Here is a 25,145-nt window from a genome sequence, read left to right on the forward strand (position 1 = left end):
CTTCCGGGTGGGGCCGGTTCTACGCGGTCGGGAGAAGGTGGAAGCCGACGCCGCGGACGGCGTGGATGGTCACTGTGGCGCCCAGGTTGGCCAGCTTCTGGCGGAGGCGCTTCACGACCGAGTGGATGTGGGAGCCGTGGCCGAGGTGCTCGTTGCCCCAGACGGCGTGGTGCAGGCGCTGGTAGGTCCAGACCCGGCCGGGCTCCTCGACCAGGCAGTGCAGGAAGTCGTGCTCCAGCCGGGTCAGTGGCACCTCGCGGTCCTTCCAGCGCACGACCCGCCGGTCCACGTCCAGGTAGAGCTCGGCGTCGGCCGCCGGCGGGCGCGCTGCCTCGATCTGGGCAAGGGAGGCAGTCACGGTCACCGACTCGGCACCAAGATGCTCAGCACCGGGCAGCACGGCGGGCGTCAGTACGACGGGTCCCGCGGGCGAATCCAGCGCGGTCAGCTCGAGGAACGCCCGCGCCTGGTCCGCGCTGGACACCAGCAACAACGCCTCCGCACCCCCGAGCAGCCGGACGAGTTGCACCCGCTCGGCCGTGGACGTGGCCACCCCGATGATCAACGACGAGTCCGACGACCTCTCCATCAGAGTCCCCTCCTGGTCAAACGCCAGGCACAAGTACCTTTTACGACGCGAAGTAAGTCAAGAGATTCCCCGCACCCTGGGCTGGCACAAATGCGACCTGTCCGAGACAGGACAAACGCAAGAGTGCGCCCGGGCCGCCGCGGGGAACGGCGCGGCGGACCCGGACGCAGTACCGGGAGGGTCAGCCGACGGTCTTGACCGCGGTGATCAGGGTGCCGTTGGAGGTGTCACCGGACAGCTCCCAGAAGAAGGCTCCGCCCAGTCCCTGCTGGTTCGCGTACGTCATCTTGCTGCGGATCGTGGCGGGGGTGTCGTAGCCCCACCACTGTCCGTTGCAGAACGCGTACGCCGTACCGCCGACTGTCCCGGTCGACGGGCAGCGGGTCGAGATCAGCTTGTAGTCCTCGATGCCGGCCTCGTACTTTCCCGGCGCCGCGCCGGTCGCCCGGCCGCCCGGCGCCGCCTGGGTGACCCCGGTCCAACCGCGGCCGGAGAACCCGATCCCGAGCAGCAGCTTCGAGGCCGGGATGCCCTTCGACTTCAGCTTCTGGATCGCCGCGTCGCTGTGGAACCCGGCGGTCGGGATCCCGCTGGTCGATCCCGTCGAACACGTCGGCCCAGCGCGGGTCCTCGACCAGGCTGTAGCAGGAGTTCGCGAATGCGGTCGGGTTCTTGGCCGCCTCGGTGAAGCCGCCGGACCAGGTCCAGCCGCCGAACGACCAGACCACCTTGATGTTCGGGAACTCGCGCTTCAGCTTGCGCAACTGGTTGAAGTTGCCGCGCAGCGCGCCGGTGTCCCAGGTGTCGGCCACGCCGTCGACCGACGACGCCGCGTCGTAGAACATGTGCGTGCCTCCTTGGGGCGGAAGAGGACTGTCCGCACACTACCGAGCACGTCGGGTTAAGAAAAGAATAAACCTGAATAAAAATGATCCCGTGATCATCGCGACGCTCCCTGGACCAGGCGTGCAGACTGCGCGCCGCGCGGAGTAATGTCCTCGCGCACGGTCACTCTTGACCGCATCCGACGGAGGAACAGTGCCCGGACTCGTTCGGCGGCCGATCGTCGTCTGGCTGCTCGCGGCCCTCGCCGTACCCGTGTTGCTCACGGCTGTGCTCATTCCGGCCAAGGCGGGCACCACCGAGGACGATCTCCGGGACCGGTCGATCGCGGCGCTGCAGGCGCGCGGGATCAACGGCGCCGAGGTCGACGTGGACGGTCGGGACGCGACCGTCGCCGTACCGGCCGGGGTCGATCCGGCGCTCGTCGAGGAAGTGGTCGCCGGCGTCGAGGGCGTGCGCGCCGTCCAGGTCGAGGGCGGTACGCCGTCCCCGACCGCCACCGAGGCTCCGGTCGAGGAGGCTGCGGTCGCGCCGTTCGAGGTCGGCCGGACCGACAACTCGATCCGGGTCCGGGCCGCGGTCAAGAACCAGGCCGTCAAGGACGCGATCGCCGCGCAGGTCGACAGGGTGCTCGGCGAGGACCGCGAGTTCGACGACCGGACCACGATCGACCCGGCGACCGGCCTGGCCGACGCGACCGCGCTCGGGGCGCTCATCCACGCGCTCGCGATCGGGAACGGCGATGCGTCGGTGCGCTACGACGGCACCACGATCACGCTGACCGGGAAGGTTCCGGACCAGGCCACCAAGGCGACCGTCGCGCGGGCGGCGGCGAAGGCGGTCCCCGGTGCGGTGATCGCGGACCAACTGCAGACGCCGGCGCCGCCGAAGAGCGAACTGAGCGAGGCGTGCCGGACGTTCCAGAGCCGGCTGTCGGAGTTCGGCCGGCAGCACACGATCATCTTCCTGTCCGGGACGTCGATCGTGAACAGTGCCTCCAGGCCGACCGTGGTCAAGGCCGCGGCGCTGCTGAAGTCGTGCCCGACGGCGCGGGTCGAGATCGCCGGCCACACCGACAATCTCGGCTCCCCCGCCAGCAGCCTGCCGCTGTCCGAGCGGCGCGCGGCCGCGCTCAAGGCGATGCTCGTGCGGCTGGGGGTAGCCCAGAGCCGGCTGCTCGCGCATGGGTACGGCGAGGCCTTCCCGGTCGCCTCCAACAGCACCCCGGCCGGCCGAATCGCCAACCGCCGGGCCGAGCTACGAGCCTTGCAAGGGACCTCATGAGTTGGCTGATCGCACAGACCTGGATTCTGTTGCTGGGGGCGTTCGTGCTCGGCAGCGCGAGCGCGTGGGTGCTGCACCGCCTGGTCTCGAGAGGGGCGCGCTGATGAGTTGGCTGCTGCGCCACAACTGGCTGTGGTCCCTGCTCGCCTTCCTGCTCGGCGCGGTGATCACCTGGTTCCTGCTGGCACGGCGTGAGCAGGCCCCGCCGGCCGTGGCCGAGGTGCCGGTGCAGGAGAGGGAAGAGGTCCTCGTCGGCGCAAGCGTCGGCGCGGACAGCACGTCGGACACCCGGTCGGATATCAGGCCGGAGACTAGGCCGGACACCAGGCCGGACACCAGGGCGGCTCCGGTGACCGAGGGACGGCGGGAACCGGAGCCCACGTTCAGTCGGCGGATGGACGCCGAGCGGGTGGCCGAGCCGACCCTGTTCGACGACGCGCCCGCGGACGACACAGGCGCGACCGAGCCGCAGGTGCAGGACGTAGTACCTCCCGGACGGTACGGTGAGGGCTCGGCCGACGCGGTGCCGCACCAAGGTCCGCCGGACGGGTTCACCATCAAGGGCAACGCCCAGTCGATGCTGTTCCACACCCCCGACTCGCCGTACTACGGCCGGACCAAACCCGAGGTCTGGTTCCGCTCCGAGTCCGACGCCGAACGCGCCGGCTTCACCAAGTACACCCGCCGCCCCCGCAAGTCGGCCAACCCCCACGACTGATCCCCTCGCCGAGGAGTATGTGACTGTGAAACACGAGGTCACCGTCCCGATCACCGTCGAGCAGGACGAAAACGGCGTCTGGTGCGCGCACGCTCAACTGCGGCACGGTGTCGGGGCCAACGGCGAAGGCGCGACAGCGGAAGAGGCTGTGGAGGATCTCCGCGAGGCGCTCACCGGCCTGATCGAGGTCGTCGGCGTCCCCGAGACGATCACCGTGACCGTCGAGACCCCCTGATGGGGTCGGAACCGTCGCTCACGGGCAGCGAGGTCGTCGCTCTGCTCCAGAAGAACCACTACTTCAGGGTCGCGCGGGTCAAGGGCAGCCACCACATCATGGTGCACAAGGACGGCCGCGCGACGACGGTGGCCGTGCACGCCGGCAGGGACGTTCCCAAGGGGACCATGGGAAGCATCTTGCGGGACGTCGGCCTGGAGTCGGTCAACGACCTGAAGAAGAAGGCGCCGCGACCCGCCGCCGATCTTGACAAGAGCGCTGATGCGGCTCGGAGCGGGGTGGCAGACGCGCGTGGGGCGCCGGGTGCGAAAGGCACCCGCGGGCGGGCCGGTGGGCGACGGCGGTCGGGGTCTGCTGCGCGGGAGAACAAGGGGCGAACGCCGCGCTGACGGAGTGCTCAGGGCCGGACCGGATAGGGCGATGAGGCACCTATTTGCTTGTATTGGCGGGCGGGCGTCACACTGTGCGCAACGCCTGGCCGGAAGCCGCCCACCCCATGGCGTCACCACATCACCCGGACGTCTGACCGGAAACATCGTGTGGTCTTCTTTTACGAACCCCGAGACGGGGTATGGGAGACGAGTGCACGCCCGGGAAAGTCCACCCACGCTGCCGCCACGATCCGTGGCGGCAGGCCGTAGTACCGCTAGGTTTGGAGACACCCGATGGAGGTGAGCGTGACCGACATGCTGCCGGAGCAGCACCACGGACTGACGAAGAGTGACCCGCTGTGGTTCAAGCGGGCCGTCTTCTACGAGGTCCTCGTGCGGTCCTTCAAGGACTCAAACGCCGACGGCATCGGCGACCTGCAGGGCCTGACCGAGAAACTCGACTACCTCGAGTGGCTCGGGGTGGACTGTCTCTGGTTACCCCCGTTCTACCCGTCGCCGCTGCGCGACGGCGGCTACGACATCTCCGACTACACCGGAGTGATGCCCGAGGTCGGCACGATCGCCGACTTCGCCGCGTTCATGGAGGCCGCGCACGCGCGCGGGATCCGGATCATCGTCGACTTCGTGATGAACCACACCTCCGACCAGCACCCCTGGTTCCAGGCGTCCCGGGAGGACCCGGACGGCCCGTACGGCGACTTCTACGTGTGGTCCGACACCGACGACAAGTACTCCGACGCCCGGATCATCTTCGTCGACACCGAGTCGTCGAACTGGACCTGGGACCCGGTCCGCGGCCAGTACTTCTGGCACCGGTTCTACTCCAACCAGCCCGACCTGAACTTCGAGAACCCGGCCGTCGGCGACGCGATGATCGAGGCGCTGAAGTTCTGGCTCGACCTCGGCGTGGACGGTTTCCGGCTGGACGCGGTGCCGTACCTGTTCGAGACCGAGGGCACCAACTGCGAGAACCTGCCGCGCACCCACGAGTTCCTCAAGCGGGTCCGCAAGGAGGTGGACGCGAACTACACCGACCGCGTCCTGCTCTGCGAGGCGAACCAGTGGCCGGCCGACGTGGTGGAGTACTTCGGTGACCGGTCGTCCGGCGGTGACGAGTGCCAGATGGCGTTCCACTTCCCGGTGATGCCGCGCATCTTCATGGGGGTACGGCGCGAGTCGCGGTTCCCGATCTCGGAGATCCTGGCCCAGACCCCGGAGATCCCGGACACCTGCCAGTGGGGCATCTTCCTGCGCAACCACGACGAGCTCACGCTCGAGATGGTCAGCGACGAGGACCGCGACTACATGTGGGGCGAGTACGCGCAGGACCCGCGGATGAAGGCCAACATCGGCATCCGCCGGCGGCTGGCCCCGCTGCTGGACAACGACGTGAACAAGATGGAGCTGTTCACCGCGCTGCTGCTCAGCCTGCCCGGCTCGCCGATCCTGTACTACGGCGACGAGATCGGGATGGGCGACAACATCTGGCTCGGCGACCGCGACGGCGTCCGGACCCCGATGCAGTGGTCGCCGGACCGCAACGCGTCGTTCTCCACCGCGACACCGGGCAAGCTCAGCCTGCCGGTCATCATGGACCCGGTCTACGGCTACCAGGCGGTGAACGTCGAGGCCGAGATGGAGAACGCCTCGTCGCTGCTGCACTGGACCCGGCGGATGATCCAGACCCGCAAGCAGCACCCGTGTTTCGGCATGGGTACCTTCACAGACCTGGGGGGCTCCAACCCCAGCGTGCTGTCGTACGTCCGCGAGTTCGGTGACGACGTGGTGCTGTGCGTGAACAACCTGTCGAGGTTCCCGCAGCCGATCGAGCTGGACCTGCGCCAGTGGCAGGGCGTGGAGCCGGTCGAGCTGCTCGGTGGTGTGCACTTCCCGACCATCGGCGAGTTGCCCTACCTTTTGACGCTCGGAGCGCACGGTTTCTACTGGTTCCGGCTGCCGGTGCACAAGCCGGCTGACCACGAGGAGAGCATGTAGTGACTTCCCATCTGGACCAGGTCCAGTCCTTCTGCGCGAGCCAGCGGTGGTTCGGTGAGAAGGGACACGACGTCCATGTCGACGCGATGGCCGCCTCCGTGTGGCTGTCCGGCGCGGACGCCTGGCCCGCGGTCCGGATCGGATTCGTCTACTGTTCCGGTCCGCCCGGGTCGGACATCCCGATCCGGGTGTACCAGCTGCCGCTCAGCTACCACCGCGAACCGGTCGAGAACCTCGGCCACGCGCTGGTCGGCGAGTGGGTCGAGCAGGACCTCGGCGACACCGAGGTCTGGGTGTACGACGCCCTGCACGACAAGGAGGCCACGCCGTACTGGCTGGACGGCCTCACGCACGGACGGCAGCTGGACGGGCTGGAGTTCCATCCCGTCCACGCTCCGGAGCACGCGACCGTCGTACCGGAGGACTCGCAGTCGCTGGTGCTGACGGTGGAGCAGAGCAACACGTCGCTGGTGTTCGGCGACGTGGCGCTGCTGAAGGTGTTCCGCCGGCTCGAGCCGGGCAGCAACCCCGGCGTCGAGATCGAGTCGGCGCTCACCGAGTCGGGGTCGGAGCTCGTCCCGGAGGTGCTCGGCTCGGCGCGTGGCAGCTGGCCGCGCGCGGGCGGCGGGACCGACTCCGGTGAGCTGGCGATGATGACGGCGTTCCAGAAGAACGCGACCGACGGGTGGTCGTTCGCGATGTCGTCGGTGCGGGACCTGTACGCCGAGGCGGACCTGCACGCCGAGGAGGTCGGCGGTGACTTCGCGGCCGAGTCGCACCGGCTCGGCGCGAGCACGGCGCAGGTGCACTCGGAGCTGGCCAAGGCGCTCGGCACCGACGTCTGGGAGGCCTCCAAGCTGGTCGAGCACGCCGCGGCGATGCGGCGCCGGCTGGACGCGGCGGCCGCGGCGATCCCCCAGCTGGCGCCGTACGCGCCCGGTCTGACCCGGGCGTTCGACGCGCTCGCGGCGTACGACCAGCCGGTCACGGTGCAGCGGATCCACGGTGACTTCCACCTGGGCCAGGTACTGCGCACGATCGACGGCTGGAAGCTGATCGACTTCGAGGGTGAGCCGGCCAAGTCGCTGGTCGAGCGGCGAGCGCTGGACACACCGATCAAGGACATCTCCGGGATGCTGCGGTCGTTCGACTACGCAGCCCGGTCGCTGCTGGCCGACCACCTGGGCGACCAGCAGATCGCCTACCGGGCAGCCGAGTGGGCGAGCCGGAACCAGCAGGCCTTCTGCGACGGGTACGCCGAGGTCGCGGGCACGGACCCGCGGCAGCAAGGGGTGCTGCTGAGCGCGTTCCTGGCCGACAAGCTGGTGTACGAGACGCTGTACGAGGCCCGCAACCGGCCGTCCTGGCTGCCGATCCCGCTGGCCGCGGCCGCCCAGTTGGCCGAACAGTAATCCCCCAAAATCTGCGCCCCACCGTCCGGACAGCGCTCGCGGGCTGACTTTGTGTACGTCGGGCATCGACGGGTACGGGGGTTCGGTAGATGGCCGAGTGATCGGGCAGGATGGGGTTCATGGGATCGAGTGAGCGGGATGCCGGGCCGGCGGTGGAGGCTTTCGAGCAGCCGGTGGTCGCGGCAGACAAGCCTGTGGTGACAGCGGTTCCGGTCGATCGGACCGCGCTGGAGCGACTGGTCGGCGGGACGTTCCACGATCCTCACCAGGTGCTCGGGCCGCATCTCGGCGAGAGCGGTGTCACGGTCCGGGTGCTGCGCCCGTTCGCCCAGTCCGTGTCGGTGCTGTACGACGACCAGCGGCTGGAGCTCCGGCACGAGTTCGAAGGCGTCTGGGTCGGCGTGCTCGACCTCGACAAGGTGCCCGACTACCGCCTCGAGGTGCGCTACACCGACGGACCGGCGATCGAGCTGGACGACCCGTATCGCTACCTGCCGTCGCTCGGCGAGGTCGATCTGCACCTGATCGGCGAAGGCCGGCACGAGCAGCTGTGGACCGTGCTCGGCGCGCACGTCCGCCGGTACGACGGCCCGTCCGGGACAGTCACCGGGACGTCGTTCGCCGTCTGGGCGCCGAATGCGCAAGGCATCCGGCTCACCGCGGACTTCAACTTCTGGGACGGCCGGGCGCATCCGCTGCGGTCGCTGGGTTCCTCCGGCGTGTGGGAGCTGTTCGTGCCGGGCGTCGGCGCGGGCACGCGGTACAAGTTCGACATCTGCGGGCGCGACGGCGTCTGGCGGCAGAAGGCCGACCCGATGGCGAACCTGGCCGAGACTCCCCCGGCGAACGCGTCCGTCGTGCACGAGTCGTCGTACGAGTGGGACGACGCCGCGTGGCTGGAGCGCCGTACGGCATCACACGCCTACGCCGAGCCGATGAGCGTGTACGAGGTGCACCTCGGCTCCTGGCGCAAGGGCAGGTCCTACCGGGAGCTGGCCGACGAGCTCGTTGCCTACGTCAACGACATGGGGTTCACCCACGTCGAGCTGATGCCGGTGATGGAGCACCCGTTCGGCGGTTCGTGGGGCTACCAGGTGACGTCGTACTTCGCCCCGACGTCGCGGTTCGGCGACCCGGACGAGTTCCGCCACCTGGTCGACAAGCTGCACCAGGCCGGGATCGGCGTGATCGTCGACTGGGTGCCGGCACACTTCCCGAAGGACGCCTGGGCGCTGGCGCGCTTCGACGGCACGCCGCTGTACGAACACCCGGACCCGCGGCGCGGCGAGCAGCCGGACTGGGGCACGCTGGTGTTCGACTTCGGCCGGCCGCAGGTGCGCAACTTCCTGGTCGCGAACGCGATCTACTGGGCCGAGGAGTTCCACATCGACGGCCTCCGGGTGGACGCGGTCGCGTCGATGCTCTACCTCGACTACTCCCGCAACGAGGGCGAGTGGGTGCCGAACCAGTACGGCGGCCGCGAGAACCTGGAGGCGGTGTCGTTCCTCCAGGAGATGAACGCGACGCTCTACAAGCGGGTTCCCGGCGTGATCACCGTCGCCGAGGAGTCCACCTCGTGGCCCGGCGTCACCCGGGCGACGCACCTGGGCGGGCTCGGCTTCGGGTTCAAGTGGAACATGGGCTGGATGAACGACTCGCTGCGCTACCTGGAGCACGAGCCGGTCCACCGGCAGTACCACCACCACGAGCTGACGTTCTCGATGATGTACGCCTACTCGGAGAACTTCGTGCTCCCGCTGTCGCACGACGAGGTTGTGCACGGCAAGGGTTCGCTGCTGCGGAAGATGCCCGGCGACCGCTGGCAGCAGCTGGCGAACCTGCGCGCGTACCTGGCGATGATGTGGGCGCACCCGGGCAAGCAGCTGCTGTTCATGGGCTGCGAGTTCGGCCAGGAGTCGGAGTGGTCCGAGAAGGGCGAGCTCGACTGGTGGCTGCTGGACCACGCCGACCACCGCGGCCTGCAGCAGCTGGTCCGCGACCTGAACGGCGTCTACCGCGAGACCGCGGCGCTGTGGCGGACCGACCACGCGCCGGAGAAGTTCACCTGGATCGACGCCAACGACGCCGGCAACAACGTGTTCTCCTTCGTCCGGTACGGCGACGAGGGCGAACCGACGATCGCGTGCATCACGAACCTCTCCGCCATACCGCACTACGGCTACCGCCTGGGTCTCCCGTATGGCGGCCAGTGGCAGGAGGCGGTGAACACCGACGCCGACACGTACGGCGGTTCCGGGGTCGGCAACTTCGGCAGCGTCACCGCCGACGGCCCGAGCTGGCACGGCATGGAGACCAGCACCGAGCTGACCGTCCCACCCCTGGCAACGGTGTACTTGCGCCACACCGGGTAGCGTTCACGGGGTGACCGCCGTTTCCCCGCTGACCGATGGTGAGTTGACGCTGCGCGTGGCGCGGCAGGATCAGCAGGCGGTGACCTTCGACGTCGAGCGCGACGGCCCGGTGGGCACTGTCGAGGTACGGCGGACTACTCCGGGTGTCGGCCTGGTCACCTGGGCGATGGACGGCGGCCCGGAGACCGCGCAACGAGCGGTCCGGCTGGTGTCCGAGTACGCCTTCGACGAGCTCGGCCTGGAGCGGCTGCAGGTCGAGGTGGACCCCGAGATCCACGCGTCGGCCCGGGTCGCGATCCGGTCCGGCTACCGGCGCGAGGGGATCCTGCGTGGCGCCGCCCTGGTCGAGGACGAGCGCCGGGACGTGGCCATCTACGGGATGCGCAGGGACGACCCGCGCCCGGACACGCTGACCGGCTGGACGGCTCTGATGGACTCCGCGCTGCCGAAGAAGCGGGTCATCGCGCACGTCGTCGTACGGGACACCGGTGGCCGGGTGCTGCTGTGCCAGGTCAGCTACAAGAAGGACCTGGAGCTGCCCGGCGGCGTGGTCGAGCCGGACGAGGATCCGGCGGCCGGGGCGTCCCGGGAGATGGAAGAGGAGATCGGGGTCGCCTTGCCGCTGGTCGGCGTACTCGCGATCGACTGGTTGCCGCGGTGGGAGGGCTGGGGCGACGCCGTCGAGATCCTGTACGACGGCGGTGTCCACGACCCGTCGCTGATCGACACCCTGCAGCCGGACGGCTTCGAGATCCGCAGCGTGGCCTGGCACGAGCCGGACGCTCTCGCCGGGCTGGTGTCGCCGCTGAACGCGCGTCGGCTGCCGTCGGTCCTCGCCAAGCCGACGATCCTGCACAACCTGCGCGACGGACTGCCGATCAGCTAGACACGGCCTACGCCAGCCGGTTGAGGTTGCCGACGCACCAGGCGTAGTGACCGTCGCCTGCGTCGGCGTCGTAGATGGTCGCGGTCGTGATGGCGTAGGCCGCCCGGTACAGGTACATCCGCTCGCGGTCGTGCCCGAGCGTCTCGAAGCGGTCGAGCAGCAGGTTGTCGAGGCGCTGCGCGTCCGGGCCGTACATGTCGAAGAAACCGGCGGCCAGCGCGGCGTCGAAGGTGTTGTCACCGGCTGTCGTGTAGAAGCCCCAGTCCAGTACGGCGGCAGTCCGCGGTCCGTCCATCAGCAGGTTCGGCGGGCAGATGTCACCGTGGACGACGCTCAGCCGATCCGGCTCGATCGTCGCCAGGCGGGTGGTCACACTTTCGAGGCGCTCGTCGAAGTCGGGGACGTCGCGCTTGAGGTGATGGTGGGACTCGGCGCCGCGACGCCGTACCAGGGCTGCCAGCGCCTCGCCCCAGGACAGGTCATCGCGCCAGAACGGCTGGTTGAGCACGGGCAGCGCCTTGCTCGCGGGACCGGCTGTCGTCGTGCCGAGCGCCTCGACCACGGCAACGAACGCATCGAGCGCCTGCTCCTCGGTCAGTCCGGCGTCATGGAGCGCCGTACCGGTCAGCTTGTCCTCGACGCTGACGGCCAGGCCCTCGCCGTCCGCGCTGATCTCGCGGATCCGCGGCGTACGGAACGGGAGCGGCGGCAACTCGTCGAGGAACGCCTGCAGCGGGCGTACGTCGTCCGGCCGCCGGTCGAACCAGGTCTTGCGCACCCGGCCGTCACCGAGGTCGTAGACGGCGCCTTCCATCCCCTGGCCGATCAGCTCCACCCGGGGAACTCTGCCAAACCCGGTCCGCCCGGGCCAACCGGATTAGCGCACCAGGCGGATGGTCAGCGGGTAGCGGTACTCGCGGCCGCTGGACGCGGCCATCGTGGCCAGGACGATCACCACCAGCGCCGCGATCGCGCCGATCAGCACCAGCGGGATGATGATCAGCACGCCCAGGCCGAACGTGATCAGGATCAGGATCACCGCCACCGCGGTGTAGATCAGCAACGACAGCTGGAAGTTCAGCGACTCCAGCGCGTGCCGCCGGACGAAGTCGGACCGGTAGCGGTACACCAGCCAGATCACCAGCGGGCACAGGAACCCCATCGCGAACCAGGCCGCGACCAACACCCCGACGTGGGCCACCATCCCCCACGTCCGCTCTTCCGAGGCCGACAACGGCGGCCCGGCTCCAGGCGCACTCATCGGTTTGATGGCGTGGAACCCCGTCCTTCACGGCGGGGAGGAAACGCCATCTCCCTCCCTTCAGGTTTTGTCGGTTCAGCCAGCTAATGTCTCCACCGGTTGCGATAGCCAAGCAACCGGTACTTGCAGGACCAGTAGCAACCGCGGCCGGGCGGGCCGTGGCAGCGCGGGGAGCCTTCTTGCGCAGTAAGGCAGGGCTGTGAACCGCGAACCTCAACCCACAAGGGTTGGAATCCCCCTGCCTTCCAGGTGGTGGGAGGACGTCAAACTCCAGTCAAGCACGCCCAGCACGCCCCGTCACCGATTCCTTTTCGGCGGCGGGGCAGGTTGCATGCCTGAGGAGGGCCAGGGCGAGGATCGCGAGCCCTAGGCCGACGACCGGCCACCAGACTCGGTGCTCGGCCGCCGTGAACGCTCGCGGGCCGGCCGACACGGTGGATCCGATGATCGCGCCGGCGACGGCTACGCCGACGGTGGTGCCGGTCTGGCGGGCCGCCGAGGCGACGGAGGCGGCCAGGCCGGCCATCGAGGTGGGCATGCCGGAGACCGCCGAGTTGGTGATCGGCGGGTTGACCGTGCCGAGGAAGATGCCGAAGAGCAGGTAGACGGCGAGCACGATCGGCAGCGGAGTGGTCGCGCCGATCCAGAGCGATGCGCCGGCGCCCAGGGCGAGCGCCGTACCGGCCACTGCCAGTGGCAGCCGCGGACCTCGGCTGCCAACGATGCGGCCGGTGAATGGGGAGAGGACCATGATCAGAGCGCCGACCGGAAGCAGGCAGAGCCCGGCGGTGAGTGCCTGCAGGCCGCGGATGTCCTGCAGGTAGAGCGTGGTGACGAACAGGAACGCGCCGAAACCGCACAGCGCGAAGAGCGCGATCAGGATCGCCGAACTGAAGGGGATGCTGCGGAACAGGTGCAACTCCAGCAACGGATCCGCTCGACGCGGTTCGTAGACGAGCAGGCCCACTGCCGCGAGTACGGCGAGGAGCAGCAGGCCGACGATCACCGGGGACGTCCAGCCCAGACTGCCCGCCTCGATGATCGCGTAGACGACGCTGCCGAGGAGCAGGATCACCAACAGTTGACCGATCGGGTCGACTCGACGTCCGCGGGCAGCCCGGGACTCCGGCACGAACAGAGCCGTGCAGACGATCGCTGCCGCGACGATCGGCAGGTTCACCCAGAACACCGCCCGCCACCCGAACCCGTCGACCAGCGCACCACCCAGAATCGGCCCCAGCGCCAATGCCAACCCGGACATCGCACCGAACACCCCGATCGCGCGCGCCCGTTCCGCCCGATCCGTGAACGTCGTGGCCACGATCGCCATCGCCACCGGATTCAGCATCGTGCCGCCGACCGCCTGCAGCGCCCGCGCCCCACTCCAGCCCGGAGATCGAGGCGTCGAGGTCACTCCGGATCGACGGCAACGCCACGTTGACGATGGAGATGTCCATCACCACCACGACGATGCTGGCGCAGCAAATCGCCAGCACCCCCTGCCGACGCCGTCGACTCAGCTCATCGGACGCAGCCACTGGGACCGCTGGAGCACTCATAACCACGACGCTAGGATTTAGAGCGTGCTCGAAGTCAACCAACCTGTTCCTGAGGCCGGCGTGAGCATTGCCGAGGCGGCTCGGCGGACCGGGGTGAGCGTGCACACCCTGCGGTACTACGAGCGCGCCGGGCTGGTGGTCACCACGGTGGACCGAACGGCCGGCAACCGCCGTCGCTACCGGCAACTCGACCTGGACTGGATCAACGTCTGCACCCGCCTCCGCGCGACCGGCATGCCGATCCGGACCATCCGTGCGTACGCCGACCTCGTGTCCGCCGGCCGGGGCAACGAGAAGGACCGCCTGGAGCTCCTCGAGACCCACCGCGCCGAGGTCCTCGCGAAACTCGCCGAACTCCAGGACAACCTCGAACTCATCGACCACAAGATCGACGTCTACCGGGGCCGTCTCCAAGCCGGCACCGCCGACAGCCTCTGGGCAGGCGTCAGTCCGGCAGACCAGTCAAGCGGTGGCTGAGGAAGCGCCGTTCGGTCTCGTTTGCCGTCAACGTGATCGCCAGGCGGTACGCGTCAGCTGCTTCGGCCGCCCGGCCGAGCCGAGCCAGAACATCGGCGCGGGCCGCAGGCAGGTAGGCGTAGGACTTGAGCGCAGGCTCGTTGCTGAGGGCATCTAGTTCGGCGAGGACGCGATCCAGGTCGGCGCCTGGCACGAGACTGCGCGCGGCGGCCCGGTTGAGCGCGACGATGGGCGTCGGCCAGCTGATCATCATCGCGTCGTACATCCGCACGACCTGACCCCAGTCAGTCTTCTCCCACGACGGCGCGGTCACGTGCAGACCTGCCACCGCTGCCTGCAGCGCGAATCTCCCCTGTCCCCGCTCCAGCGCGGCCGTCGCCCGCGACACACCTTCCGCCAGCAGCCGGATGTCCCACCGCGACCGGTCCTGATCCGCGAGCAGCACCAGCTCCCCGTCCTCGCTCACCCGCGCGTCCCCCCGCGCCTCCGTCATCAACAGCAATCCCAGCAACGCCTGCGGCTCTGCCTCGTCCGGCATCAACCGCACTAGCATCCGCGCCAACTCCACAGCCCGCCCGGTCAGATCCGTCCGCGTCAACTCGGACCCGGCCGCCACATGCCCAGCCGTATAGACCAGATGCACCACCGTCAGTACGGCGTCCAGCCGCGCCGGCAGCTCCTCGTCGGCCGGGATCCGGTACGGGATCGAGGCCGCTGCGATCTTCTTCTTCGCCCGGGTGATCCGCGCCGCCGCCGTCGGCTCGCTGATCAGCAGGACGGCCGCCACCTCACGCGTGGTCAGGCCGCAGATCAGCCGCAACGTCAACGCCACCTGCGAGTCCCGGACCAGTGCCGGGTGGCAGCAGGTGAAGACCAGACGGAGCGGATCCGTCGGCTGCTCCACGTCGTCCGGCGCGACCGGATCCTCGACCAGCAACGGAAGCTTCCGCCGCAGGTTCGTCTCCCGCCGCATCCGGTCGAGCGCGAGCCGCCGCGCGACCGTGGTCAGCCAGCCACCCGGGTTGGCGGGGATGCCGTCCGGCCAGGTCCGCAACGCCTGGACGAACGCGTCCTGTGTGCAGTCCTCGGCCAGGTCCAGATCCCGCGTCAGCCGCACCACCGACACCAGCACCGTGGACCAGCTCTCCCGGTGCGCCCTGTCCACCACGCGGGCCACCTCGACCGGCGCAGGCGGGTACGCCGACGGCGGGAGGTCCGTCGGGGTACCCGGCTGCAGCGCCATGTCGATCCGGCGGGGTCAGGCCGGCGGCTGGGCGTCGCCCGAGGTGGGCATCACGGGGCGGACCTCGACGTTCCCCGACGGGCAGATCTTGGCCAGCTCGAGCGCCTGGTCCAGGTCGCGGGCCTCGATCACGTAGAAGCCGCCGAGCGCCTCCTTGGTCTCGATGAACGGCCCGTCGGTGACCAGCGGCTCGGCACCCTCGCGCTGCCGCACCGTGCTCGCGGTGCTCGACCGCTCCAGCGCCTCCCCTCCCAGGATCCGCGCCCCGGCCTTCTCCACGGCCTCGGTGAACGCGCCGTGCAGCTTCATCGACTGCTGCCACTCCTCCGGCGTGATGTTGTCGTACCACTCTTCGCTGTCGAACAGCAGGAACACGTACTGCGCCATCTCCGGCTCCCTCGTGTAGGGCTTGTACTGAACATCTTGCTGACGATCGACAACCAGCGGAATCGACAACACCAGGACAGAACTTTCCCAGCAGATCCCGCTGTCCGGCGGGGCTCAGCCTCGTGGCGGCCGCTCTGCGTTGTACTGGTTCAGGGCCGCGACCAGCGCCAGCCCGGCGGCCTCCACGACATCGGTGGACGACGCCCGGACCGCAACCCTGCGGCGCGGCAGCTCGACCTCGAGCTCGACCTCTCCGACCGCCTCGCTGCCCGGGCCGACCGAGTACGCCCGGAACGCGACTACCCGTGCCTCCACGCCGGTTGCCTGCGAGATCGAACTGCATACCGCGTCGATCAGCCCGGTGCCCGCCCCCTCGGCATGCACAGGTTCTCCGGACCGGGAGAGCTGCACGGTGGCGCGCGGCCCGTCCTGCGTGCCCCCGGAGTACGTGATGGCGTCGAGCCGCCAGCTGTTGGACGTCATGCGATCCCCCTCGATGTCCAGCAACGCCAGGGTACTCCTTCCCGTACTGTTGACCAGGTACTCAACACCGCGGCCCGGGAGGCTTTTCGTGGAGCACTTGGACGTGCTTGTCGTGGGGGCCGGGTTGTCCGGGATCGGGGCCGGGTACCGGCTTCAGACGCAGAGTCCGGGGCGGTCGTACGCGATTCTGGAGGCTCGGGACAGCATCGGGGGGACCTGGGATCTGTTTCGGTATCCGGGGGTGCGGTCGGACTCGGACATGTTCACGCTGGGGTTTCCGTTCCATCCGTGGAAGGCGGCCAAGGCGATCGCCGACGGGCCGTCGATCCTGGAGTATCTGCACGAGACTGCGGCTGCCTACGGCATCGACGAGCACATCCGGTTCGGCGAGCGCGTCGTACGGGCGTCGTGGTCGTCGGCGGATGCGCAGTGGACTGTCGAGACGACCAAGGCGTCGTACACGTGCTCGTTCCTCTACGTCTGCAGCGGGTACTACGACTACGAGTCGGGCTATGTGGTCGACTTCCCGGGGCAGAGTGAGTTCCAGGGCCAGGTGGTGCATCCGCAGCAATGGCCGGAGGACCTGGACTACTCGGGCAAGCGAGTGGTCGTGATCGGCAGCGGCGCAACGGCTGTGACGCTCGTGCCGGCCATGGCGAGTACGGCGGAGCACGTGACGATGCTGCAGCGCTCACCGAGCTACGTCGCGTCGAGACCGGCCCACGACGCGTTGTCGGACCGGCTGCGCGCCGTACTGCCGGAGAAGCTTGCGCACCGGTTGATCCGGGGCAAGAACGTTGCCTTCAGCTCCGCGGTCTACAGCGCGTTCCGGCGGTGGCCGGCGCATGCCGCGCGGTTCCTGAACAGCACAGTGGCCAAGCAACTGCCGGAGTCGATCCCTGCGGATCCGCACTTCACCCCGCGCTACAAGCCCTGGGACCAGCGGCTGTGCCTGGTCCCGGACGCGGACCTGTTCAAGGTACTGCGCAAGGGCTCGGCCACTGTGGTCACCGACGAGATCGAGACCTTCACGCCGACCGGTCTGCGACTGCGGTCCGGCCAGGAGCTCGCGGCCGATGTGGTCGTCACCGCGACCGGACTGCGCATGGTTGCACTGGGCAAGATCCAGCTGAAAATCGACGGGCGGGCGGTGGACCCACACGACACGTTCGTCTACAAGGGGATGATGCTGAGCGGCGTACCGAACCTCGCCTGGTGCATCGGCTACACCAACAACTCCTGGACCCTTCGCTCGGACCTGACGTCGCAGTACGTCTGCCGCCTGCTCAACCACCTGACCGCCACCGGCACGAGCATCTGCGTGCCCGAGATCGACCAGTCCGAGTACGACGCCCCGCGCCGCCCGGTCGTCGACCTCTCCTCCGGCTACATCCAGCGCGCCGCGTCCATCCTCCCCCGCCAAGGCAGCCACGGCCCGTGGCGCCTCCGCCAGAACTACCCCCGCGACCTGGTCCTGCTGCGCTTCGGCCCGATCACGGACGAGGCCATGCACTTCAAGCCTGCGTGACTGGGACCGGCGGCTGGGGGCCGACGTACGTCGCGATGGGACGGATGATCTTGGGGTCGGTGGACTGCTCGAGGATGTTGGCGGACCAGCCGATGACGCGGCTGACGGCGAAGGTCGGGGTGAACATCGCGCGCGGCAGACCGCAGAGCTCCATCACCACGCCGGCGTAGAACTCCACGTTGGCGTAGAGGTTGCGGCCGGGCTTGAGCTCGGCGAGTACGTCGACGATGCGCTGCTCGACCGTGGTGGCGAAGTCCACCAGGTCCCCGCCCAGGCCGCGGGCGATGTCGCGCAGCATCAGCGAGCGCGGGTCCTCGGTCCGGTAGACCGCGTGCCCGAAGCCCATGATCCGGTCCCCCGCCGACACCTTGGCGCGCACCCAGGCGTCGATCCGGTCCGGGCTGCCGATCTCGTCCAGGCTGGCCAGCGCGCGGTCCGGCGCGCCGCCGTGCAGCGGACCGGAGAAGGCCCCGATCGCCCCGGCGATGGCGGACACCACGTCGGCGCCGGTCGACGCGATCACCCGGGCGGTGAACGTCGACGCGTTGAACCCGTGGTCAACCGTGGCGACGAGGTAGTGCTCGATCGCGGCGGACTGTACGGCGGTCGGCTCGACACCGCTCACCAGATAGAGCCAGTTCGCCGCGGCGTTGAGGTCGGCGCGCGGCTCCAGCGGCTCCTGCCCCTCCCGGAGGCGGTACAGCGCGGCCAGGATCGTCGGCGTCACTGCGCAGACCAGCATCGCGTCGGCCTTCCGCCGTACCGGATCCGCGTCCCACAGCGGCGGGAGACGCCGTACGGCGGCCAGGAGCGACAGGACGGTGCGGAGACCGGCCAGCGGGTTGAACACCGGGCCGGCGGACGCGATCGCGGGCAGTACGGCGCGAACCTCGTCCGGGAGCACCCGCAGTGGCGCCAACTCGGCGACGAAGTGGTCGCGCTCGGCCGCGGTCGGGAGGCGGCCCTCGAACATCAAGAACCAGACGTCTTCGAGCGTCTTCGACTTGGCGAGGTCGATCGCCGAGTACTGGCGGTAGTGGTAGAACCCCTCGTCACCGCGGACGTCGCCGAGGGTCGTCTCGGTGACGACGACGTTGCGCAGACCGGGCGGAACATTGATCGTGGTTGACATATCTTCAGAGTTGACAGGTGATCAATGATTGTCAATATTGATCCAGTCAATGTGAAGCTCGGAGGAGCGCTGGATGGGCCCGCAGAGTGACGAGAATTACCTGACGACGGCGGAGGTCGCCCGGCGGCTGAAGGTGAAGCCGGAGACGATCTATGCGTACGTGAGCCGCGGGGTGCTGACGAGTGTGCGGGCTCGGGGGCGGCGCGGCAGCTTGTTCGCGGCGGCAGACGTCGAGCGGCTGGCGAGCAGGTCGGTGGAGCACTCCGGGGTGGTCGAGCAGATCGAGTCCGAGCTGACGTTGTTGAAGGACGACGAGCTGTACTACCGCGGGCATTCGGCGCGCGAGCTCGCGACCAGCCAGACGGTCGAGGCGGTGGCGCACCTGCTGTGGACCGGTGAGCTGACCGATCGGCCGCCGTTCGCCGTGTCGCGGGACTCGGTGCTGCTGGCCAGGTCCGCGATGAACGTGCTGCCGGACACGGCGCGGCTGACGGACCGGCTGCGGGTCGCGGTCGCCGCGCTGGGGGCTGCTGATCCCCTGCGGTTCGACCTCACACCACAGTCGGTGGTTGGGGCCGCGGAGCAGCTGATCGGCGTCCTGGTCGCCGCACTCCCCGGGCCAGTCGTAGCCGAGCGCTCGCTCGGCGCCCGCCTATGGCCAAAGCTGTCCCGGCAACCCCCGCCGTCTTCGGAAGGGCCGGAGGTGCTGGACGCTGCGTTGATTTTGCTGGCTGATCATGGGCTGGCGGTGTCGACGGTTGCGGCTCGGGTGGCGGCTAGTGCTCGGGCGAATCTGTATGCGGTGGTGTCGGCTGGGCTTGGCGCCTTGGACGGGCAGTACCACGGTGCGGCGCCGACGTTGGCGTACGAGTTTCTCGCCAAGGCGCAGCGGGATCCGCTGCGGGCGTTGTCCGACCAGCTCCGGTCGGGTGAGCCGGTGCCCGGCTTCGGGCACCGGATCTACCAGGGCCGCGATCCGCGCGCCGAGGTATTGCTGAGCCTGCTCGGCGATCACCCGATCGTGGAGACGATCCAGGTGCTCAGCGCGCGGCTGCCGGCCTTCCCGAACAGCGATCTGGCCATCGCCGCGATGATGCACGCCTTCGAGTTCCGGGCAGATGCCGGCGACGCGTTGTTCGCGCTCGCGCGGATCGTCGGTTGGACCGCGCACGCGCTGGAGGAGTACGCGGCGCCGGCTCTGCGGTTCCGGGCTCTCGGCGTCTACACCGGGGTCAGCGGGCTTGAAGCTTGAGCAGGGTGGCCGCGCCGGGCGCCAGCTTGAGCGGGATCGGCTTGACGCTGCGAGGGGCATAGGTCTGGGTGCGGGGGTCGAAGACTCCGACCGAAGCGACGCCACCCACGTTCGGCGTGACCGTGGTCCGAGCTTCGAGAGTGTGCGAGCGGTTGGCGACCAGCACCCACCGATCGGCCGAGCCGTCCCGCGCCGCGAACGTCCCCAGCACCGCAGCTGATCCGGAGACCTCGGAGATCAACCCGGTTGGCGTGAACCCGACCGTCCCGTTCGGCAGCGGCGTCTCGTTGGCGTGCACGACGGACTCCGACACGAGCGGCTTGAGCTCCCGCCCGACCTGATGGAGCCAGGTGGTGTTGACCGTGCGCGCAGCGGCGTACCGGGGTGTTCGGCGACCGTCGACGGTGATCAGCGCCGGCCCGAATCCTTCGCCACGCGCCGCCTCCGGAGTCCAGTAGGTGAAGTACTGGATGCCCTTCGCGCCGTAGGCCAGGCTGATGTTGACCTGCCAGAGCAGCTCGGCCGCGGTCGGCTCCCGATGGTTGTCGTAGGCAAGGGTCTGGATGAACACCCAGGACGGGATGTCGCCGTGCAGGGCGGCGTCGCGGACGATCGCCCAGTTGTGGAAGTAGTTCCCGTCCTCGCGCCCCCCGGACAGCAGCGGGTACCGGTCGAACGAGATCAGCGACGGCTTGACCACGTCGACGAAGCTGCGGTAGTACGCCGGGTCGTCGGATGGGAAGAGGTTGATGTACGGCAGCAGCTGCGGAGCCAGCTCACGGGACACCGCGACCGCGCGCGCCAGCGTGCCGAACCAGCCGGCGCCCGGCTCGTCGTACAGGTTGAAACCGGCCAGCGACGAGAACGGGCCGTAGGCGTCCCGGGCGCGGATGTAGAGCGCCTGCGCCTCCGCCGGGGTGACGCTGAGGAAGTCGGCCGGGTTGTCCGAGATCGAGAACCAGCGGGACATGTTCCGGATCTGGATGTCGTCCGAGATCAGCATCTGCAGCCCGGCGGTGCGGGCCAGGCCGAGCTGGTACTGGAAGATGTTGCCGTCGCCGGCGTAGTTGCCGGAGATGACGAAGTCGAAGCCGGCCGCCTTGATCTCGGCGTACCGCTCGGCGGTGCTCGCGTACGGGTGCGGCGGCCAGAACAACCCGATCGGGAACTCCGGCCCACCGGTCAGCGGCAGGTCGCCGGGCGAAGGAATCGCAGCAACGGCAGCGGCCGCGCCACCAGCGGCGGTGCCGGCAGCTGAAGCGGCGGATGAGGTGGCGGCGGTCAGGGCGCTGGCTCCGGCGCCGAGCAGCAAGGCGCGACGGCTGGGACCAAGGATGCGATGGGGGCTCTGCATGGTTCTCCTCACGGGCGGGTGGGACGAAAGCTCAGGGCCGTTTGCGATGCGACGCGACCGCCTCGGCCGTCGCGTCGAAGGCCTGTTCGGCCAGCGGGTAGTCGCGTTGCGCAACCCCGAGATAGAGGGCGTCGAGCACGAGCATCTGGACATGGCGGGCCGACATCCCGCCGGTCCGGAACGTGACGTCACGAGCAGCAGTCAGCAGTACGACGTCCGCGCACAACGCCAGCGGCGACCGCGGATAGTTGGTCACGGCAACAGTCGTCGCACCGCCACGCCCGGCGCGCTGCAACGGCTCCAGCACCTCGACCGTCTCGCCGCTGTGCGAGATGCCGATCGCGACATCCCCGGGTCCGAGCAGGGCCGCACTCGTCAACGCGTTGTGCACGTCGCTCCACGTGCTGGCCGCGCGGTCGATCCGGTGCAGCCGCAACCGCAGGTCCTCGGCGACCGACGCCGACCCCGACACGGCGTACATGTCGATCCGCCGCGCGTCCGAGATCGCCTGCACCGCCCGGCCGAGCGCGCCCACGTCGATCGACGCGACCGTGTCCTCGAGCGCGCGGGTGTCGGCCTGCAGCAGGGTGCGCAGTACGTCGTCCAGCGAGTCGTCCGGCCCGACCTCGGCGCCGGTCCCCCGCTCCCAGCTGCTGCTCGTCCGTCCGGTCTCGGCCGCGAGGGCCAGCCGGAGCTCGGCGTACCCGGACAGCCCGAGCGCGAGGCAGAACCGGGTCACGCTCGGCAGCGACGTCCCACAGCGGGCGGCGAGCTGGCCGATCGTGGACGACGCGACGCCGGCCGGGTCACGCAGGACCTCGGTCGCGATCCGGGCCTGGGCCGGGCTGAGCGCCGGCAGCAACCCGTTGATCCGGGCTTCCAGGCGGGGCGACGCGACCGCAACGCTGATGCTCATGTGAATAATTCTCAAACCGGGGGAACGAGAATTGCAAGAGTTCACACCCGGCCGGGACCGGACACACGAAAAGACCCCCTCGGCCACCGAGGCCGAGGGGGTCGATCGCAAGCCCGAACGTCAGAACAAGGCAGCCATCAACCGCCGGCGAGCCTTGACCACGCGCTCGTCGTCGGCGCCGACGACCTCGAAGAGCTCCAGCAGGTGCAGCCGGACGGCGTTGCGCTCGTCGCCGGCGGTCACCTGGATGGTCTTGATCAGCCGGTTGAAGGCGTCCTCGACGTGACCGCCCATGAGGTCGACATCGGCGACGAGCTGCTGCGCCTCGACGTCCTCGGGGTTGTCGGCCGCGCGGGTCCGGACGTCCGCCGGGACGTCCTGAGTGCGCTTGACCAGCTGGACCCGGGCCAGGCCGGACTTCGCCTCGGCGTCGTTCGGGGTCTCCTTCAGCAGCTCCTCGTACGCCGCGATCGCGCCGTCCAGGTCACCTGCGCCGACCGCGTTCTCCGCGGCCTCGTACCGCGGGTTCGGCGCCGGCTCGTCCTCCTCCGGCGCTTCCGCGGCCGGGCCGACCGGGTCGGCGCGGCCGGTGATGCCGTTCGCGACCGCCACCTGGAGCAGCTGGTCGAAGTACTGCCGCACCTCCGCCTCCGCGGGCGCGCCCTGGAACAGCGGGACCACCTGACCCCGCAGTACGGCGATCACCAGCGGAACCGACTGCACACCGACCGCCTGGGCCAGCTGCGGGTTCGCGTCGATGTCGATCCGCGCCAACAGGAACTTGCCGGCGTACTCGGTGGCGAGCCGGGCCAGCATCTGGCTGAGCGCGGTCGACGCCTGGGACCGCGGCGACCAGAACTCGACCACCACCGGGACCTGGAGCGACTGCTCGATCACGTCGGCCTGGAAGGTCGGCTCGCTCACGTTCAGCACGTACGAGCCCGCGGGGCCGCCAGCGGGCGGCGCACCGGCCGGAGCACCCGGCGCGGCGGGACCACCCGGCGCCGGAGGCCTGCGCAGGGACGACAGATCGATCGCCCCGGGACGGGAGAAGTTCGACTGACTCACGACTGCCCTCGCATTCCGTTCACGTTCACGGGTCCATCCTCCCCGACGCGCCTGAAGGCTGCTGCGCCCGGGTCGCCAGGAGCAGGCGAGCCAGGCCGCTGCGGGTGCCTGCGACGGCGATCCGGTCGCCCGGGCGGAGCACCTCGCCCTTCACCGAAGGGGACCAGTCCCAGGTGGTCCCGTCCTGGCGGGCCAGGACCCGCAGGCCGCCCGCCTCGTCCAGCTCGCCCAGCCGCAGCCCGCCTGCGACCGACCCCGGCTCCACGGTGACCTCGGTGAGCAGCAGGACGCGGCGACCGGCCGGCACGGTGACCTGGCTGCGCCGGTTCGCCACCGCCGCCGCGATCGCCGGCGCGACCAGCATCGACACCGACCGGCTGTGCCCGAGTCCGAGTCGTCGCTCGACCCGCTGGGCCAGGTCGTGGTCGAACATCCGCATCGTGATCCGCGCCTCCGGGTTCAGGTCGCGGACGACCATCGCGGACTCCAGGTTGGTGATGTCGCCGTTGGTGATCGCCAGCACCGACTGAGCCCGCTGGGCGCCGGCCGACCGCAGCGTCTCTTCGTTGCTGCTGTCCCCGATCACCACCGGGATCCGCAACCGATGTGCCGTCTGTACGCCGGGCGCGTCCTCGTCGTGCTCGACCCCGACCACCGCGACACCACGCTCGGCCAGGATCTCGAGCACGCGCGCACCGACCGTGCCGAGACCGCAGACGACGACATGGTTGCGCGGCCGGCCGCGCACGCCGCCGATCACCCGCGACAGCCTGGCCCCGATCAACGAGTCGACGACGACCGCGGTCAGCAGCGCCATCAGCACGATGCCGGTCAGCTGCACCAGGACCGCGGCCACCTTGGCCCACGGCTCCGCGCTGGAGAACGCTTCGTCCTCGATCCCCGCCGACGTCACGGCGCCGGCGGCCAGGTAGAGCGCCCGCCACCAGTCGATGTTCGGGTTCGCGATGTAGTGGGTCAGCACCGTCCCGCTGACCACGAGGAACGTCATCACCGCGGCGATCCGCCGTACCCGGCGGTCGAAGACGTCGCGCATCGCCATCAGCCAGCCGGCCCGTCGTACGTCCTTGGTCCGCCAGACGCTGCGGACGCCGGTGCCGAGCACGATGTCGCCGGTCGGGTCGTCGCTGAAGGCCGGCAACAACTCCGGGGTCGCCGACGACGTGGTGTCGGCGAGTACGGCGAGATGCGGATCCCGGATCAGGTCCGCCTGACCCGCGACCAACCGGCGACCGCCGAGGTCGAGCCAGGTCAGCTCGTCGTCCTCCAACGCGTCCGACACGAACGCCGGCGCCGCGAGCGACGGCCCCGAGATCACCACGCAGTCCCCGAGCAGGCTGTGCAACTGCGCACCCAGCCGAGGATTGACCATCTGTACGACGATGCGCAGGTCCGGATCCATGTCCCGCGCAGTCAGCGCAGTGTGGACGTTGTGCACGTCGTCGTTGTCCAGCAGCACCAGGGCGCGCGCGGTCGACGGCTTGCCGTCCTTCGCGTCGACACCGGCCCGCCGCAGCAACGCCTCGCTGATCACGCGGACGCCGAGCACGTTCGCGCCGAGCTCACCGATCCGTTCGTAGTGCCGGGACGCCGGGTTGACGATCGCGGTGACCTGCTCGCCGGAGCCGACCAACTCGGTGACGACCCGCAGCATCGTGCGGTCCGAACCGCAGACGACCACGCTCCGCTCGTCGAGCGACGCGGTGGCCGTTGCGGTGGTGGGCCGAGTGTCGGTGGTGGA

Annotated in this window: 24 protein-coding genes and 1 pseudogene; 11 read left to right on the forward strand and 14 right to left on the reverse strand. The window is 69.5% G+C overall.

The window, feature by feature from the left end; all coding sequences use genetic code 11:
- Window positions 1-19 precede the first annotated feature (19 nt).
- The 3 genes and pseudogenes from ACIBGM_RS29905 to ACIBGM_RS29915 form a co-directional block, all read right to left on the reverse strand.
- Window positions 20-589 (reverse strand): winged helix-turn-helix domain-containing protein, encoded by a 570-nt coding sequence (locus ACIBGM_RS29905; RefSeq protein WP_360524041.1) that lies wholly within the window; start codon window positions 587-589, stop codon window positions 20-22.
- A 181-nt stretch (window positions 590-770) separates the two neighbouring features.
- Window positions 771-1,175: a glycosyl hydrolase family 18 protein gene (locus ACIBGM_RS29910; protein ID WP_396387583.1), complete on the reverse strand. Its 405-nt coding sequence runs from the start codon at window positions 1,173-1,175 to the stop codon at window positions 771-773.
- 67 nt (window positions 1,176-1,242) lie between these two features.
- Window positions 1,243-1,434, reverse strand: a pseudogene (locus ACIBGM_RS29915) (glycosyl hydrolase family 18 protein); the annotation flags it as partial.
- 193 nt (window positions 1,435-1,627) lie between these two features.
- Here ACIBGM_RS29915 and ACIBGM_RS29920 point away from each other — a divergent pair.
- From ACIBGM_RS29920 to ACIBGM_RS29955, 8 genes are all read left to right on the forward strand, one after another.
- The gene (locus ACIBGM_RS29920) at window positions 1,628-2,716 is read left to right on the forward strand and encodes an OmpA family protein (protein ID WP_396387403.1); all 1,089 of its coding nucleotides are present in this window, start codon (window positions 1,628-1,630) and stop codon (window positions 2,714-2,716) included.
- A 103-nt stretch (window positions 2,717-2,819) separates the two neighbouring features.
- Window positions 2,820-3,434 carry a hypothetical protein gene (locus ACIBGM_RS29925; RefSeq protein WP_396387404.1) on the forward strand — a complete coding sequence of 205 codons (615 nt, stop codon included), beginning with the start codon at window positions 2,820-2,822 and terminating at the stop codon, window positions 3,432-3,434.
- A gap of 25 nt (window positions 3,435-3,459) precedes the next feature.
- Window positions 3,460-3,669, forward strand: a complete 210-nt coding sequence (locus ACIBGM_RS29930; protein ID WP_396387405.1) for a type II toxin-antitoxin system HicB family antitoxin — start codon at window positions 3,460-3,462, stop codon at window positions 3,667-3,669.
- Complete coding sequence (locus tag ACIBGM_RS29935) at window positions 3,669-4,058, forward strand: type II toxin-antitoxin system HicA family toxin (RefSeq protein ID WP_396387406.1); 390 nt, start codon at window positions 3,669-3,671, stop codon at window positions 4,056-4,058. Before ACIBGM_RS29930 ends, ACIBGM_RS29935 begins: the two co-directional genes overlap by 1 nt.
- 276 nt (window positions 4,059-4,334) lie before the next feature.
- Window positions 4,335-6,056, forward strand: coding sequence for a maltose alpha-D-glucosyltransferase (gene treS / locus ACIBGM_RS29940; RefSeq protein ID WP_396387407.1), 1,722 nt, complete (start codon window positions 4,335-4,337; stop codon window positions 6,054-6,056).
- Window positions 6,056-7,468, forward strand: a complete 1,413-nt coding sequence (locus tag ACIBGM_RS29945) for an aminoglycoside phosphotransferase (protein WP_396387408.1) — start codon at window positions 6,056-6,058, stop codon at window positions 7,466-7,468. Before treS ends, ACIBGM_RS29945 begins: the two co-directional genes overlap by 1 nt.
- 119 nt (window positions 7,469-7,587) lie before the next feature.
- Window positions 7,588-9,840, forward strand: coding sequence for a 1,4-alpha-glucan branching protein GlgB (gene glgB, locus ACIBGM_RS29950; RefSeq protein WP_360524055.1), 2,253 nt, complete (start codon window positions 7,588-7,590; stop codon window positions 9,838-9,840).
- 10 nt (window positions 9,841-9,850) lie between these two features.
- Window positions 9,851-10,726, forward strand: a complete 876-nt coding sequence (locus tag ACIBGM_RS29955) for a GNAT family N-acetyltransferase (RefSeq protein ID WP_360524058.1) — start codon at window positions 9,851-9,853, stop codon at window positions 10,724-10,726.
- Window positions 10,727-10,733: 7 nt separating this feature from the next.
- Here the strand turns inward: ACIBGM_RS29955 and ACIBGM_RS29960 are convergent, their stop codons facing one another.
- From ACIBGM_RS29960 to ACIBGM_RS29970, 3 genes are all read right to left on the reverse strand, one after another.
- Window positions 10,734-11,561 carry an aminoglycoside phosphotransferase family protein gene (locus ACIBGM_RS29960; protein WP_360524061.1) on the reverse strand — a complete coding sequence of 276 codons (828 nt, stop codon included), beginning with the start codon at window positions 11,559-11,561 and terminating at the stop codon, window positions 10,734-10,736.
- A gap of 42 nt (window positions 11,562-11,603) precedes the next feature.
- Complete coding sequence (locus ACIBGM_RS29965) at window positions 11,604-11,987, reverse strand: DUF4870 domain-containing protein (RefSeq protein WP_360524064.1); 384 nt, start codon at window positions 11,985-11,987, stop codon at window positions 11,604-11,606.
- Window positions 11,988-12,261: 274 nt separating this feature from the next.
- Window positions 12,262-13,401, reverse strand: coding sequence for an MFS transporter (locus ACIBGM_RS29970; protein ID WP_396387409.1), 1,140 nt, complete (start codon window positions 13,399-13,401; stop codon window positions 12,262-12,264).
- Between the two features lie 169 nt (window positions 13,402-13,570).
- Between ACIBGM_RS29970 and ACIBGM_RS29975 the strand changes: the two genes are divergently transcribed.
- Window positions 13,571-14,023 (forward strand): MerR family transcriptional regulator, encoded by a 453-nt coding sequence (locus ACIBGM_RS29975; protein ID WP_396387410.1) that lies wholly within the window; start codon window positions 13,571-13,573, stop codon window positions 14,021-14,023.
- Here ACIBGM_RS29975 and ACIBGM_RS29980 read toward each other — a convergent pair.
- The 3 genes from ACIBGM_RS29980 to ACIBGM_RS29990 all read right to left on the reverse strand — a co-directional run bounded on the left by ACIBGM_RS29980 (window position 13,992) and on the right by ACIBGM_RS29990 (window position 16,136).
- Window positions 13,992-15,266, reverse strand: coding sequence for an RNA polymerase sigma factor (locus ACIBGM_RS29980; RefSeq protein ID WP_396387411.1), 1,275 nt, complete (start codon window positions 15,264-15,266; stop codon window positions 13,992-13,994). The genes ACIBGM_RS29975 and ACIBGM_RS29980 overlap by 32 nt on opposite strands.
- A 15-nt stretch (window positions 15,267-15,281) precedes the next feature.
- Window positions 15,282-15,653 (reverse strand): YciI family protein, encoded by a 372-nt coding sequence (locus tag ACIBGM_RS29985; protein ID WP_360524076.1) that lies wholly within the window; start codon window positions 15,651-15,653, stop codon window positions 15,282-15,284.
- Between the two features lie 114 nt (window positions 15,654-15,767).
- Window positions 15,768-16,136 carry an alpha-isopropylmalate synthase regulatory domain-containing protein gene (locus ACIBGM_RS29990; protein ID WP_396387412.1) on the reverse strand — a complete coding sequence of 123 codons (369 nt, stop codon included), beginning with the start codon at window positions 16,134-16,136 and terminating at the stop codon, window positions 15,768-15,770.
- 88 nt (window positions 16,137-16,224) lie between these two features.
- On the opposite strand from ACIBGM_RS29990, the gene ACIBGM_RS29995 reads away from it, so the two are divergent.
- Window positions 16,225-17,664, forward strand: a complete 1,440-nt coding sequence (locus ACIBGM_RS29995) for a flavin-containing monooxygenase (protein ID WP_396387414.1) — start codon at window positions 16,225-16,227, stop codon at window positions 17,662-17,664.
- Here the strand turns inward: ACIBGM_RS29995 and ACIBGM_RS30000 are convergent.
- Window positions 17,651-18,796 (reverse strand): citrate/2-methylcitrate synthase, encoded by a 1,146-nt coding sequence (locus ACIBGM_RS30000; protein ID WP_396387415.1) that lies wholly within the window; start codon window positions 18,794-18,796, stop codon window positions 17,651-17,653. The genes ACIBGM_RS29995 and ACIBGM_RS30000 overlap by 14 nt on opposite strands.
- 73 nt (window positions 18,797-18,869) lie before the next feature.
- On the opposite strand from ACIBGM_RS30000, the gene ACIBGM_RS30005 reads away from it, so the two are divergent.
- On the forward strand, window positions 18,870-20,048 hold the full coding sequence (locus ACIBGM_RS30005; RefSeq protein ID WP_396387416.1) for a citrate/2-methylcitrate synthase: 1,179 nt from the start codon (window positions 18,870-18,872) through the stop codon (window positions 20,046-20,048).
- On the opposite strand, the gene ACIBGM_RS30010 is transcribed toward ACIBGM_RS30005, so the two are convergent.
- From ACIBGM_RS30010 to ACIBGM_RS30025, 4 genes are all read right to left on the reverse strand, one after another.
- Window positions 20,029-21,402: a hypothetical protein gene (locus ACIBGM_RS30010; RefSeq protein WP_396387417.1), complete on the reverse strand. Its 1,374-nt coding sequence runs from the start codon at window positions 21,400-21,402 to the stop codon at window positions 20,029-20,031. The two genes, ACIBGM_RS30005 and ACIBGM_RS30010, sit on opposite strands and share 20 nt — an antisense overlap.
- 31 nt (window positions 21,403-21,433) lie before the next feature.
- The gene (locus ACIBGM_RS30015; protein WP_360524091.1) at window positions 21,434-22,318 is read right to left on the reverse strand and encodes a MurR/RpiR family transcriptional regulator; all 885 of its coding nucleotides are present in this window, start codon (window positions 22,316-22,318) and stop codon (window positions 21,434-21,436) included.
- 120 nt (window positions 22,319-22,438) lie between these two features.
- Window positions 22,439-23,386, reverse strand: coding sequence for a tetratricopeptide repeat protein (locus ACIBGM_RS30020; protein ID WP_396387418.1), 948 nt, complete (start codon window positions 23,384-23,386; stop codon window positions 22,439-22,441).
- A 25-nt stretch (window positions 23,387-23,411) separates the two neighbouring features.
- Window positions 23,412-25,085, reverse strand: a complete 1,674-nt coding sequence (locus ACIBGM_RS30025; RefSeq protein WP_396387419.1) for an NAD-binding protein — start codon at window positions 25,083-25,085, stop codon at window positions 23,412-23,414.
- Between the last annotated feature and the right edge of the window lie 60 nt (window positions 25,086-25,145).

Origin of the sequence: Kribbella sp. NPDC050470 (genome assembly GCF_044458365.1) — a bacterium.
Lineage (GTDB): Bacteria > Actinomycetota > Actinomycetes > Propionibacteriales > Kribbellaceae > Kribbella.